Source organism: [Brevibacterium] flavum (genome assembly GCF_019317305.1).
GTDB lineage: Bacteria > Actinomycetota > Actinomycetes > Mycobacteriales > Mycobacteriaceae > Corynebacterium > Corynebacterium glutamicum.
The window spans coordinates 2,706,204-2,719,480 of record NZ_CP079240.1 but is presented as its reverse complement, the minus strand read 5'-3'; the positions used below and the strand labels follow the sequence as shown (position 1 = coordinate 2,719,480).

The 13,277-nt window shown below is 54.6% G+C and carries 12 protein-coding genes; 8 read left to right on the top strand and 4 right to left on the bottom strand.

Annotated elements, in window-relative coordinates; translation table 11 throughout:
- Positions 1-60 precede the first annotated feature (60 nt).
- Positions 61-1,005: an aminodeoxychorismate lyase gene (locus tag KW808_RS13295; RefSeq protein WP_034983173.1), complete on the top strand. Its 945-nt coding sequence runs from the start codon at positions 61-63 to the stop codon at positions 1,003-1,005.
- Positions 1,006-1,278: 273 nt separating this feature from the next.
- Here the strand turns inward: KW808_RS13295 and KW808_RS13290 are convergent, their stop codons facing one another.
- Positions 1,279-1,968: a heme-binding beta-barrel domain-containing protein gene (locus tag KW808_RS13290; protein ID WP_003863137.1), complete on the bottom strand. Its 690-nt coding sequence runs from the start codon at positions 1,966-1,968 to the stop codon at positions 1,279-1,281.
- On the opposite strand from KW808_RS13290, the gene KW808_RS13285 reads away from it, so the two are divergent.
- Positions 1,967-3,085, top strand: coding sequence for a diacylglycerol/lipid kinase family protein (locus KW808_RS13285; protein ID WP_003863139.1), 1,119 nt, complete (start codon positions 1,967-1,969; stop codon positions 3,083-3,085). The genes KW808_RS13290 and KW808_RS13285 overlap by 2 nt on opposite strands.
- Here the strand turns inward: KW808_RS13285 and KW808_RS13280 are convergent.
- Positions 3,082-3,867, bottom strand: a complete 786-nt coding sequence (locus tag KW808_RS13280; protein ID WP_003863140.1) for an LmeA family phospholipid-binding protein — start codon at positions 3,865-3,867, stop codon at positions 3,082-3,084. The genes KW808_RS13285 and KW808_RS13280 overlap by 4 nt on opposite strands.
- A gap of 59 nt (positions 3,868-3,926) precedes the next feature.
- On the opposite strand from KW808_RS13280, the gene mshD reads away from it, so the two are divergent.
- From mshD to pstB, 5 genes are all read left to right on the top strand, one after another.
- Entirely contained in the window at positions 3,927-4,805 is an 879-nt protein-coding gene (mshD, locus tag KW808_RS13275; RefSeq protein ID WP_003863142.1) for a mycothiol synthase, read from the top strand.
- A gap of 294 nt (positions 4,806-5,099) precedes the next feature.
- Positions 5,100-6,227 (top strand): phosphate ABC transporter substrate-binding protein PstS, encoded by a 1,128-nt coding sequence (gene pstS, locus KW808_RS13270; protein ID WP_003863145.1) that lies wholly within the window; start codon positions 5,100-5,102, stop codon positions 6,225-6,227.
- Between the two features lie 144 nt (positions 6,228-6,371).
- A complete protein-coding gene (gene pstC / locus KW808_RS13265) occupies positions 6,372-7,439 on the top strand; it encodes a phosphate ABC transporter permease subunit PstC (RefSeq protein ID WP_003858938.1) in 1,068 nt (355 codons plus the stop codon).
- Between the two features lie 14 nt (positions 7,440-7,453).
- The gene (gene pstA, locus KW808_RS13260) at positions 7,454-8,377 is read left to right on the top strand and encodes a phosphate ABC transporter permease PstA (protein ID WP_003863146.1); all 924 of its coding nucleotides are present in this window, start codon (positions 7,454-7,456) and stop codon (positions 8,375-8,377) included.
- A 35-nt stretch (positions 8,378-8,412) separates the two neighbouring features.
- The gene (gene pstB, locus KW808_RS13255; protein WP_003858942.1) at positions 8,413-9,186 is read left to right on the top strand and encodes a phosphate ABC transporter ATP-binding protein PstB; all 774 of its coding nucleotides are present in this window, start codon (positions 8,413-8,415) and stop codon (positions 9,184-9,186) included.
- An 81-nt stretch (positions 9,187-9,267) separates the two neighbouring features.
- On the opposite strand, the gene phoU is transcribed toward pstB, so the two are convergent.
- A complete protein-coding gene (gene phoU / locus KW808_RS13250) occupies positions 9,268-10,002 on the bottom strand; it encodes a phosphate signaling complex protein PhoU (protein ID WP_034983171.1) in 735 nt (244 codons plus the stop codon).
- 114 nt (positions 10,003-10,116) lie between these two features.
- Positions 10,117-11,262, bottom strand: a complete 1,146-nt coding sequence (gene dusB, locus KW808_RS13245) for a tRNA dihydrouridine synthase DusB (protein WP_003858945.1) — start codon at positions 11,260-11,262, stop codon at positions 10,117-10,119.
- Between the two features lie 491 nt (positions 11,263-11,753).
- Here dusB and scpC point away from each other — a divergent pair, with 491 nt between their 5' ends.
- Positions 11,754-13,262, top strand: coding sequence for a succinyl-CoA:acetate CoA-transferase ScpC (gene scpC / locus KW808_RS13240; protein ID WP_003863150.1), 1,509 nt, complete (start codon positions 11,754-11,756; stop codon positions 13,260-13,262).
- Positions 13,263-13,277 lie beyond the last annotated feature (15 nt).

Here is a 13,277-nt window from a genome sequence, read left to right as displayed (position 1 = left end):
AAGCGCAAGTGGTTAGCACCAGTGAGCGAGATGCGCCTTAACCGTGCATAATCAGGCGTTATGGCGCTTGAACCACAAATAAAGTCTGCACCGACGCCGGTGATCTTAATTGTCGAACCCTACGGCGGGTCCATCCGGCAACAAAACCCCAACCTACCAATGGTTTTTTGGGACGATGCAGCCTTAACCCGAGGCGATGGCATCTTTGAAACACTCCTCATCCGCGACGGACATGCCTGCAACGTGCGCCGACACGGAGAACGCTTCAAAGCATCGGCAGTACTATTGGGACTGCCAGAGCCGATCCTGGAAGACTGGGAAAAAGCCACCCAAATGGGCATCGAATCCTGGTACTCCCACCCCAACGCAGGCGAGGCCTCATGCACCTGGACGCTCAGCCGAGGTCGTTCCTCCACGGGGCTGGCCTCAGGATGGTTAACCATCACCCCAGTCTCCTCCGACAAACTGGCGCAACGTGAACACGGTGTATCGGTCATGACCAGTTCAAGAGGATATTCCATCGACACCGGCCTCCCCGGAATCGGAAAAGCCACCCGAGGCGAGCTATCTAAAGTGGAACGAACCCCCGCACCATGGCTGACAGTCGGCGCCAAAACACTGGCCTACGCAGCAAACATGGCAGCCCTGCGCTACGCCAAATCAAACGGATTCGACGACGTGATCTTCACCGATGGCGACCGCGTTCTAGAAGGCGCCACCTCCACCGTAGTGAGTTTCAAAGGCGACAAAATCCGCACCCCTTCACCCGGTGGCGATATTCTCCCCGGAACCACCCAAGCAGCACTCTTTGCACACGCAACCGAAAAAGGATGGCGATGTAAAGAAAAAGACTTAAGCATTGACGATCTTTTCGGAGCCGACAGCGTGTGGCTAGTGTCCTCCGTCCGCGGACCAGTTCGGGTGACCAGGCTCGATGGACACAAATTACGGAAACCAGACAATGAAAAAGAAATCAAGGCGCTGATTACCAAAGCTCTGGGGTAGAGGCTGGCGCTGGGACTTGCTGGGTGCTTTGGGCGCTAAGTTCGATTTCACACTAACGATTTCGCATCAGCGGTTTCTTGTACTCAATTTCGCATATTTGATACCACTAGGAAAACGCCAAAAGTGGACGGAAATTGGAGTTGAGAAATTGAGCTTGCGATATTGGAAATGTGAACCCGCTAGTGCGGTATCGAACTTAAGAAACAAAACAGGCGACCAACCGCTCCTAAAATTCGAGCCTGTTGGTCGCCTGTGACGGTGAACTAGAAAAAACTAGCCGATCACGCGGGTGAGCTGTGCGGACATGCGTGGCTTGAGGGCGTCGCCAACGAGACGCTCATCAACCCAGCCGAGTTCGTTGGTTGGAAGCAGTCCGTAGAGACGCTTTCCTGGTCCAAGGGTGGAAGGACCGGTGGCGGTGACCATGGTAGATGCGGATTCAAGCTGCCAGGCGCGCTCATTGAGTGGCTGGCCGTAGTAGATTTCCACAACTCCGCCGGCGTGGGTGCAGACGAATTCGATTTCATCTTTGAGATTGATGCGCCAGAAGCCAGATTCACGCTGGTCGACGCCGGTGGGGTTTCCTTCTTCGTCGAGTTTCCACATGCGGGATTCGAAGGAGAGGTAGTTTTCACCGTCGTGGGCGAAGGTGATTTGCTGGCCGAATGCGTATTGTCCGTCTTCTGCGGTGTCGGCTTGGCCTTCGCCGCGCCAGACGCCGACGAGAGGGAGGAGCGCGAGGAGTCCGTCGTGGAGGTTGGGGCCTTCGCGGAGGTTAGCGGTGTCGTCAGGGATAGGAAGGTCACCTAGGCCTGGGATGTTGCGGTGAGCGGTGCTCTTGGATTGTTCGGCAGCGAGGTTTACTGCGTCGGATCCGCTGATGCTTGCAGAATCGGACAGTGATGGGCCGTCTGCGCCTGCACCTGGGACGACTGGATTATTAGGGGTGGAATTTTCGCTCATGACACTCAAGACTAGCGTTTTGGCACTACTCTTAGACAACGTGCATGTTCTTCTGATTGCGAATCCTGAGTCGACCACGCAGACGCAGAAACTTTTCCGTCGTGTGGTGCCTGCGTTGATGGCGCTTGATGGTGTGTCGCTTGAAGCGAGGTTTACGCACTATGGAGGCCATGCGGAGGAAATGGTTGCGGGTTTGACGGTGGATGATTTTGATGTGATTATCCCCGCGGGTGGGGACGGCACCGTCAACGAAGTGATAAATGGGTTACTTGGGTCGGCGGAAGGTGATTTTAGAAACCTTGAGGATTTGCCGGCGATTGCGGTGTTGCCAACGGGGTCTGCCAATGTGTTTGCCCGTGCGCTTGGTTACCCCACTGACCCGTATGCTGCCGCTGATGCCCTGGTGGAGTTGATTCGGAAGAACCACACCAGAACTATCACCTTGGGTACGTGGAAGGGTGATGATCAGGGGACTCGTTGGTTCGCGGTTAATGCTGGGTTTGGTATTGATGCGGATGTTATTGCCAGGGTCGAACGGGCGAGATCTTTCGGCTTTGCGGCTTCACCGTTGTTGTATCTGCAGGTGAGTCTTCGGGCGTGGGTGAAAACTCAGATTAAGCCACCGAAAATTACCGTGGAGGCGGTGGACAGCAAAGGGCACAAATTGCACAAAGAGGAAGTGCCAATGCTGCTTGCCTCGAATACCAATCCGTGGACTTTTTTGGGTCCGCTTCCTGTGGTGACAAATCCGCAGAATTCTTTTGATACAGGTCTGGGGCTTTTTGGCTTGACTAGTGTGCGAGGATTCGGGGGAGTGGCAGCGATGATGCACCTGATTGGCGTGGGGCATGGTCGGAAGTTGGAGAAGTTGATCGCTAAGCGCACCATTGCTTTTGATGATGCGGAGAAAGTAACGCTCACGTGCGACAGCGATCAGCGTTTCCAAGTTGATGGTGAGTATGAAGGCAAACCAACAAAGGTGGTGTTGGAATCAATCACTGATGCGGTGCGAGTGTATGCGCCGAAGACGCATCCGACACCGCCGATCATGAATTGGGCTGTCCATTTGTTTAAGCACGTCCGTGATTTCCTCCGGGTGCGCACGTTTGGCATCTAGGATTCATCGGAGTTTTCTTCCGGTGCAGCTAGTGGTGATAGTTCGCGGGTGGTGAGCTGGACGTTGCGGGCTTCAGATTGGAAATGGACGGAGCCACCAGATAGGTAAACCGCCATTGCCCGATCTGCGAGGGGTAGTTGCAGGGTGTCGATTTTCCACGTGAAGTCGGGGGCGACATCGTCGAGGGTGAGTCCGGAGGGTGCGTCGATAAGCTCGTGCGGCAGCATCTGGAATTCTGAGCCGACTAGGCGAAGGGTGACCAGCACGCTGACCGGGTCTTCCATGTCTGGTGGGGTTCCTGTCAGGAGCGCTTCTGAGGCGATGCCGCCGGAGGGGGAGATGTCGATGGGGTGGGAGATGTCGAGGTCGGTGATTCCGAGCTGTGCGCCGATTGCGACGCCGTCCATGCGTAATGTGCGCGTGAAGATTTCCGCAGTGGTGCCGTCGAGGTCACCGGAGAGGATTTGATCCCGTGAGACTTCCACGCTTTCTACCTCTGTGCGTGCATTCACCATGCCGACGCCGGGGATTTCCACGTCCAGCATGTCGATGCTCACGGAGTCGAGTTTGCCGGTAAAAAACGCCGTGGAGTAAATGGAGCTGCCGAGGAATACTCGCGGGTCGTTTTCAAGATCTGCGGATTCCGCAACTGCTTTAGACAAGTTGCGTTCCGCGTGCGCTGCAATGGAAGCGTCAACGATCCAAAAAGCGCCGCCAGCCACCGCAACGGCCCCAATTGTCGATGCTGCGATGGTCACAAGTCGTTTTCTGGATTTTTCCACATCTATATCTTTACCCCACGTTCCTGCAAGAGATTCAAACTTGGGGCTAACCTGGGGACATGAATACTTCCGATCGTATTAAAAGCACTCAAATCGCGCTGGATCGTGACCTCCGTGAGCAGGCACTATTGCTTTTGAAGGAGGTTCGCGCAGTTGATGGCGTGGATGCTTTATCAGAACAATTTGTCCGTGGGCTTGCAGAACCCGGACTTGGTCACTCCCATTTAATAGTTACGCTCAATGACAAACTGGTTGGCCTCGCGGCCACGGATGAGGAAACCACGGAACTGGCTGTCCACCCGGCGCACAGGCGTCAGGGAATCGGTAAGGCGCTTATCGACGCCGCCCCCACCTCATCAATCTGGGCGCATGGAAATACCGCAGGTGCACAAGCGTTGGCATCCACCCTGCGTATGAAGAAGACTCGCGAGCTTCTGGTGATGGAGATTTCCGACAGGGCGCTCGATGACTCTGCAGCATACAAAGATCCAGATGGAATTACACACAGTAGTTTGGCGAATGCCCCTGTGGAGAAATCAGTAGCTGAGGCTAAATGGCTTCAATCCAACAACGAAGCATTCGACTGGCATCCCGAGCAGGGCGGATGGACAACTCATCGGTTGGCGCAGGCTCAGAAAGCCGATTGGTACAAGGACTCTGACGTGTTATTCCTCTGGGACGGCGAAGAGATCGTTGGCTTCCACTGGGTAAAGCAGCACAGTCCAGAATTACAAGAGATTTACGTAGTTGGCCTTTCTTCAGCCTACCGTGGTCGCGGCTTGGGAGATCCGCTTGTTCGCCTCGGACTGCATCACATGAGGGCTCATGGTGCTCGAAAAGTGATTCTTTATGTGGAAGCTGGCAACACTCCGGCAGTCGCGGCATACGAAAAACTGGGATTCACTGTCGCGGAAAGCCACGTAGTTTACGAAAAGTAAAAAAGAGACTTGCTAAAAACCTGTGAGAATAATAAGAATCGGTGATTTTCGTTCCGGAGGGGTCGAAAATCGCCGATTTTTGTGATTAGAGTCTCCAAACGTTACGAGTGAGATGTGGGTAGTGGCAGAATTTGCCGAACGATAGCCCAGAGTTCATAAGTTGTTAACCAAATTGGCCTGAGTTAGTCATTTCAAGGTCTTAGGTTTTTAAGTCGTGAGCAATCCGGAGGGAAACTAGCCCGCCTACAGGATCTGCTCAGACGATGTCTTCACTTAAACCGGAAAGGCTTCCCCGTGAACCTCACTCTTAAGCGCTCCATCGCCCTTGTGGGCGCAGTTACTGCAGGCTCCTTCGCTCTTGTAGCTTGCTCCGACTCCAATGAGTCTGATTCCACCTCCTCATCTGCAGCTTCCACCGGTTCTTCCGATGCTGCATCCATTGAGGGCCTTTCCGGTGTTACCGGTCAGCTCGTTGCTGAAGGTGCATCTTCCCAGCAGTCCGCAATGGACTACTTTGGTATCCGTTACTCCGAGGCTGTCAGCGGTGCATCTCTGGCTTACACCCCTTCAGGTTCCGGTTCCGGCCGCACCAACTTCACTGCAGGCCAGGTTGCTTTCGGTGGCTCCGACTCCGCAATGAAGGACGACCAGGCTGCAGAAGCAGAAGCACGTTGCAACGGCAACGAAGCATGGCACCTGCCATTCGTTATTGGCCCAGTTGCAGTTGCTTACAACCTGCCTGGCGTTGACACCCTGAACCTGGACACCAACACCATCGCTCAGATCTTCAAGGGCGAGATCACCAAGTGGAACGACGAAGCAATCGCTTCCCAGAACGAGGGCACCGACCTCCCAGACCAGGACATCTCCGTTCTGTACCGTTCCGAAGAGTCCGGTACCTCCGACAACTTCCAGAAGTTCCTCGGAGCTTCCACCGACATCTGGGAGACCGAAGGCCAGCAGTTCCCAACCGAGGTTGGCTCCGGTGCGCAGGGCTCCAACGGTGTAGCTTCTGAGGCTTCCAACATCGAGGGTGCAATCACCTACGTTGAAGCTGGTTTCGCTAACCAGTCCGGCCTGGGCGTTGCAAACATCGACTTCGGTTCCGGCCCAGTTGAACTCAACGCTGAGTCCGTTGGCGTTGCACTTGGTGCACTCGACTTCCTGACTGAGGGTCACAACATGGTTGTTGACACCGACGCTATGTTCGCAATGAACGAAGCCGGTGCTTACCCACTGATCCTCACCACCTACGAAATCGTCTGCTCCGCAGGCTACGACGAGACCACCCGCGACCAGGTCAAAGACTTCCTGACCGTTGCACTGGACTCCCAGGATGACCAGCTCGAGGCTCTCGGCTACATCCCAGTTACCGGCGAGCACTACGATCGCCTCGTTGCAGCAGTTGAAGCAATTCAGTAATAAACCGCTGCCGTAGCTTCATGAAACCAGTGTGAAGTTGCACTTTAAGTGAATCGGGCGCCCTCTCCCAGCAATTGGGGGTAGGGCGCCCGATTTTCCTAACAAGCTTTTTATCAATACGCCAGTTAAGGAAATAAACCACCAATGGCCACTAATGAGTCAGTCTCGGAGAAGCAACGCCTGGATGCAACCAGGGTGCAGGCACATCCTGTAGCAGTTAATGCGAACTCCTCTCAGACCAAGCCTTCAAAGAAGATTGTCGCCGAAGGTGGCGGAAGCGTTAAGCGTCCCGGCGATCGCATCTTCGAAGTCCTATCCACCGCTTCTGCAGCAATCATTACTGCGATAATCATTGCCATTGCGGCGTTCCTTATCTGGCGTGCTGTTCCCGCCTTGATGCGAAATGCTGAAGGTATTGGCGGATTCTTCACTTATTCAGGCGCTTGGAACACCACCGACATTGATGCAATGTACTTCGGTATTCCAAACCTGCTAGCTGCAACACTTCTCATCTCTGTCATCGCACTGATCATCGCCATGCCGATTGCTCTTGGTATTGCGATCTTCTTGTCCAACTACTCACCAAAGCGCCTGGTTAAGCCACTTGGCTACATGGTGGACATGCTGGCAGCTGTGCCTTCCATCGTCTACGGCCTTTGGGGCTGGCAGGTGCTCGGACCAGCTCTGTCCGGTTTCTACACCTGGATTGAAAGCTGGGGCGGAAGTTTCTTCCTCTTCGCTACTTACCAAAACTCACCTTCTTTTGCTACCGGCCGTAACATGCTCACCGGTGGCATCGTGCTCGCAGTGATGATCCTTCCTGTTATCGCAGCAACCGCACGTGAAGTTTTCGTACAGACTCCAAAGGGCCACATTGAATCTGCTCTTGCACTTGGCGCAACCCGCTGGGAAGTCGTTCGTTTGACGGTTCTCCCATTCGGTATGTCCGGCTACGTTTCCGGCGCGATGCTCGGCCTCGGCCGCGCACTGGGTGAGACCATGGCGCTATACATGGTTGTTTCTCCATCCTCGGCGTTCCGCTTCTCGCTTTTCGATGGCGGTACCACCTTCGCAACGGCCATCGCCAATGCCGCACCAGAATTCAACGACAACACCCGCGCAGGCGCGTACATCTCCGCCGGCCTCGTGCTGTTCGCCCTTACCTTCATCGTCAACGCTGGCGCTCGCGCCATGGTCAACCGCGGAAAGTAGAAGGGGACAAAATCATGACTAACAATGTTGTTACTCCGCGCATGGATGAGCCTTTAAAGAAGAGCTCAGCCTTCACCGACATCTCCTCCAGCCGTAAGACCACCAACACCGTAGCAACCGTCATCATTTATGGTGCGATGCTCATCGCAGCTGTGCCACTGGTTTGGGTGCTGTGGACCGTGATCTCTCGAGGCATCGCTCCGATCCTCACTGCTGATTGGTGGTCCACCTCCCAGGCTGGCGTCATGCTGATGCTTCCAGGCGGCGGTGCAGCTCACGCCATGATCGGTACCTTCATGCAGGCGGTAGTCACCTCGGTGATTTCCATTCCAATCGGTATCTTCACCGCAATCTACTTGGTGGAATACTCCAACGGTAACCGTCTCGGACGCTTGACCACCTTCATGGTTGACATCCTCACCGGTGTTCCTTCCATCGTTGCGGCACTGTTCGTGTACTCCTTGTGGATCGTGCTCTTCGGCTTCGACCGCTCCGGCTTCGCAGTGTCCCTGTCACTGGTGATTTTGATGGTTCCAGTGATCATCCGAAACACCGAAGAAATGCTCCGCGTTGTTCCTCAGGATCTGCGTGAAGCGTCCTACGCACTGGGCGTGCCAAAGTGGAAGACCATCGCAAAGATCGTTCTCCCAACCGCACTGTCCGGTATCGTCACCGGCGTCATGCTCGCAGTCGCTCGTGTCATGGGTGAGTCCGCACCAGTTCTGGTCTTGGTCGGTTCCTCCCAGGCCATCAACTGGAACCCATTCAGCGGTCCGCAGGCTTCCCTTCCACTGATGATGCTTGATATGTACAAGGCCGGCACCGCACCAGCAACGCTGGACAAGCTGTGGGGCGCAGCCCTCACCCTGGTGCTCATCATCGCTGTCCTGAACATTGGCGCACGAATCATCTCCGCCAAGTTCTCTGTCAAGCAATAATAATCTCAGAAAATACAACAGGAGTATCTAAAGCGATGTCGAAGCTCAAGCTCAATGATGTCAACATCTACTACGGTGATTTCCACGCAGTGCAGAATGTGAACCTCGAGGTTCCTGCACGCTCTGTCACCGCATTCATCGGACCATCCGGCTGTGGCAAGTCCACAGTTCTCCGCTCCATCAACCGAATGCACGAAGTCACCCCAGGTGCATACGTCAAGGGCGAGATCCTTCTCGACGGTGAGAACATCTACGGCTCCAAGATCGACCCAGTTGCAGTCCGTAACACCATCGGCATGGTCTTCCAGAAGGCTAACCCATTCCCAACCATGTCCATCGAGGACAACGTGGTTGCAGGTCTGAAGCTTTCCGGCGAGAAGAACAAGAAGAAGCTCAAGGAAGTTGCTGAGAAGTCTCTTCGTGGCGCAAACCTGTGGGAAGAGGTTAAGGATCGTCTGGACAAGCCAGGCGGCGGCCTCTCCGGTGGTCAGCAGCAGCGTCTGTGCATCGCTCGCGCGATCGCGGTTGAGCCAGAAATCCTCCTCATGGACGAGCCTTGCTCCGCGCTTGACCCAATCTCAACCCTGGCTGTGGAGGACCTTATCCACGAGCTGAAGGAAGAGTTCACCATCGTCATCGTGACCCACAACATGCAGCAGGCTGCACGTGTGTCCGATCAGACCGCGTTCTACTCCCTGGAGGCGACCGGTAAGCCAGGTCGTCTGGTTGAAATCGGACCTACCAAGAAGATCTTCGAAAACCCAGATCAGAAGGAAACCGAAGATTACATCTCCGGCCGCTTCGGATAAATCGAAGAATTAAAGCCACTACCCACCACCTGATTAATTTCAGATGGTGGGTAGTGGCTTTTAGCGTCGAGAAGCAGCTTTTTACTCGCTGGTGCGGAACTGCCGCTCCAGCTCGGCCCAGCGCTTCTCCATGTCGGCATCGGCCCTTTGTTGCTCGCGCTTTTCCATGTACTCCTCCGGGTGCAGCCCGGTGGACAGGTAAATGATACGGGCGGCCACGTTTACCGTGTGATCGGCGTAACGCTCGTAGAAGCGGGAAAGCAGCGTCAAATCAACCGCGCTCTTGGTGTCGTGAGGCCAAGGACGCAGCGTGAGAATACGCATGATGTGCTGATGCAGATCATCCACCGCGTCATCGCTTTTAGCCATCTCTAGGGCAAGATCTGGTTCAGGATCAATGAGGATCTGACGAATATGATCTGTCATGTCAGCTGCGAGGCGGGCCATCTCCTTGAAATAGCCACGCATGTCCTCCGGGATCACCGGATCGGGGTAACGGCGGCGCACGGAATTAGCCACGTGCATTGCCAGAGCACCCATGCGGGTAATTTCTTCCACGATGTAGATGGAGGAGACAACCTGGCGAAGATCACGGGCTACAGGAGTTTCAAGCGCCAAAAGTTCGACGGCTTGAGACTCGCATCCAGTACGAAGCTCTTCAAGCTTTTCTGCATTGCCTAAAGCGCTTTCTGCCGATGCCAAAGAAGTGCGCAGGAGGGCATCAGTCGCCTTATCCATGCATTCCTTAGTTAGATCGCACAAAATGATTAGATCGTGTGCGAATTCATCCAATTGCTGTCTATATGCAGTACGCATGGCAACACTATAAAGCGATAATGGTATTTCTGCAGACCTAAAACACCCCTTTAAGATTGAATCACCTAATAATGGGGGATAGCCAACTATTGGCGGGGGTAAGTATTAAATTAACTACCCTCCGGAGTTTTCCATTTCTGCGCCTTTAGGAACAGTGGCATCCTCAGGATCGTCCAACCAGCCGTCTGGAAGTGCCACCTTTGCTGGAGCACCCTGTCGACCTCGTGCACCTTCCGCGTCCTCTGCCTTGGCGGTGGAGTCAGCCCATGGTGCTAGGAGATCCTCAAGCTCCACATAGGTGGAAACCTTGGCCAGATTGGAGCGGAATTCGCCGCCAACAGGGAAACCGCGCAGGTACCAACCCATGTGCTTACGCAGATCGCGCAGCCCCTTGGTTTCGCCATCATGCTGCATGAGGAGTTCTGCGTGGCGCAGGATGATTTGGGTAACTTCGCCGAAGGTAGGCTCCTCTGGGATTTCTTCTCCACGAACAGCAGCAGACAGCTCAGCAAAGAGCCAAGGCCTGCCCAGGCAACCACGCCCAACCACGACGCCATCGCAGCCAGTTTGCTCCATCATGCGCGTTGCATCGGATGCCGCGAAAATATCGCCATTGCCCAAAACTGGGATGCCGGTATCTGCCAAATGCTCCTTCAGGCGCGCGATCTCGTTCCAATCAGCCTCACCGGAATAGCGCTGCGCCGCAGTGCGGGCGTGAAGCGCTACGGACTTGGCGCCTGCGTCGACAGCAATGCGTCCAGCATCCAAGTGAGTATGGTGCTCATCATCAATACCAACGCGGAACTTCACCGTCACCGGAATGTCCGTGCCTTCCGTAGCCTTCACAGCCGCGGAAACGATGTTTTCAAACAAACGGCGCTTGTAAGGAATCGCAGAACCGCCACCCCGGCGCGTGACCTTTGGAACCGGGCAGCCAAAGTTCATATCAATATGATCCGCCAAGTTTTCATCAACGATCATCTTCGCCGCTTCGTAGGTGTACTTCGGGTCAACCGTGTACAGCTGCAAGCTTCGGGGATTTTCATCCGGCGCGAAGGTGGTCATGTGCATGGTTTTCTCATTGCGCTCAACAAGAGCACGCGCAGTCACCATTTCACAGACGTACAGCCCCGAGATTGTTCCCGTGCGTTGCATTTCCTGTTCACGGCACAGCGTGCGGAAAGCAACGTTGGTTACACCAGCCATGGGGGCTAGAACCACAGGGGAGGCAAGGTCAAAGGGGCCGATTTTTAAAGTCACCTAACTATTGTCCCCCGTGAATCAGGTTGGGCAAAATATTTGAAGCAAATTGTGAGCAGGGCGCAACTAGGAAAGTGGTGTGCTTTCACTTTTTGGGGGCTGGGGTTGGGTTAAGCTTCGCGGGCTCTAGGGTTGGTCTGAGCTTTATTCCTGGGCTTTGGGAGGCTTGCAAACAGGGGGCATGCAAATTTGGGGGTAATGCTGGGCCTTGAAATCCCACTTCACAGATAGTATTCGGGCATTTTCTGTCACGATGGTTTATCCTTGGGACACAACATCAAAGTGGGGTACATCATATGCTTCCGGTTGAAGTGACCTATCTGAAAAGATTGGTCGAACCTTGAAGCAATGGTGTGAACTGCGTTAACGAATTTTGTCGGACGTTAAAATGGTCGCATTCTGCTTGCTGAAGTGGCACACCTATGTGTTCTGCTTGGGTATAGCAGTGCGGGAAAAATTTGAAAAAGTCCGATTACCTGAGGAGGTATTCAATGTCTGATCGCATTGCTTCAGAAAAGCTGCGCTCCAAGCTCATGTCCGCCGACGAGGCGGCACAGTTTGTTAACCACGGTGACAAGGTTGGTTTCTCCGGCTTCACCGGCGCTGGCTACCCAAAGGCACTGCCTACGGCAATCGCTAACCGGGCTAAAGAAGCACACGGTGCAGGCAACGACTACGCAATCGACCTGTTCACTGGCGCCTCCACCGCCCCTGACTGCGATGGCGTACTTGCAGAAGCTGACGCTATCCGCTGGCGCATGCCATACGCATCTGATCCAATCATGCGTAACAAGATCAACTCCGGCTCCATGGGATACTCCGATATCCACCTGTCCCACTCCGGCCAGCAGGTTGAAGAGGGCTTCTTCGGCCAGCTCAACGTAGCTGTCATTGAAGTCACCCGCATCACTGAAGACGGACACCTCATCCCTTCTTCCTCCGTGGGTAACAACGTTGAGTGGCTCAACGCTGCAGAGAAGGTCATCCTCGAGGTTAACTCTTGGCAGTCCGAGAACCTCGAGGGCATGCACGACATCTGGTCTGTACCAGCACTGCCAAACCGCATCGCTGTGCCAATCAACAAGGCCGGCGACCGCATCGGTAAGACCTACATCGAATTCGACACCGACAAGGTTGTCGCAATTGTTGAAACCAACACCCCAGACCGCAACGCACCATTTAAGCCTGTCGATGACATCTCTAAGAAGATCGCCGGTAACTTCCTCGACTTCCTCGAAGGTGAAGTTGCAGCTGGCCGTCTTTCCTACGATGGTTACGTCATGCAGTCCGGCGTGGGCAACGTGCCTAATGCTGTGATGGCAGGCCTGCTGGAGTCCAAGTTTGAGAACATCCAGGCTTACACCGAGGTTATCCAGGACGGCATGGTTGACCTTATCGACGCCGGCAAGATGACCGTTGCATCCGCAACCTCCTTCTCCTTGTCTCCTGAGTACGCAGAGAAGATGAACAACGACGCAAAGCGTTACCGTGAGTCCATTATCCTGCGCCCACAGCAGATCTCTAACCACCCAGAGGTCATCCGCCGCGTCGGCCTGATCGCCACCAACGGTCTCATCGAGGCTGACATTTACGGCAACGTCAACTCCACCAACGTTTCTGGCTCCCGCGTCATGAACGGCATCGGCGGCTCCGGCGACTTCACCCGTAACGGCTACATCTCCAGCTTCATCACCCCTTCAGAGGCAAAGGGCGGCGCAATCTCTGCGATCGTTCCTTTCGCATCCCACATCGACCACACCGAGCACGATGTCATGGTTGTTATCTCTGAGTACGGTTACGCAGACCTTCGTGGCCTGGCTCCACGTGAGCGCGTTGCCAAGATGATCGGCCTGGCACACCCTGATTACCGCCCACTGCTCGAGGAGTACTACGCTCGCGCAACCTCCGGTGACAACAAGTACATGCAGACCCCTCATGATCTTGCAACCGCGTTTGATTTCCACATCAACCTGGCTAAGAACGGCTCCATGAAGGCATAAGTTTTTTCTTGGTTT

Coding starts and splice junctions, on each gene's coding strand:
- phoU (WP_034983171.1), bottom strand. CDS start 10,002: ATGCGTACTGCATATAGACAGCAATTGGATGAATTCGCACACGATCTA.
- pstC (WP_003858938.1), top strand. CDS start 6,372: ATGGCCACTAATGAGTCAGTCTCGGAGAAGCAACGCCTGGATGCAACC.
- KW808_RS13285 (WP_003863139.1), top strand. CDS start 1,967: ATGACACTCAAGACTAGCGTTTTGGCACTACTCTTAGACAACGTGCAT.
- mshD (WP_003863142.1), top strand. CDS start 3,927: ATGAATACTTCCGATCGTATTAAAAGCACTCAAATCGCGCTGGATCGT.
- pstB (WP_003858942.1), top strand. CDS start 8,413: ATGTCGAAGCTCAAGCTCAATGATGTCAACATCTACTACGGTGATTTC.
- pstA (WP_003863146.1), top strand. CDS start 7,454: ATGACTAACAATGTTGTTACTCCGCGCATGGATGAGCCTTTAAAGAAG.
- KW808_RS13295 (WP_034983173.1), top strand. CDS start 61: ATGGCGCTTGAACCACAAATAAAGTCTGCACCGACGCCGGTGATCTTA.
- scpC (WP_003863150.1), top strand. CDS start 11,754: ATGTCTGATCGCATTGCTTCAGAAAAGCTGCGCTCCAAGCTCATGTCC.
- KW808_RS13290 (WP_003863137.1), bottom strand. CDS start 1,968: ATGAGCGAAAATTCCACCCCTAATAATCCAGTCGTCCCAGGTGCAGGC.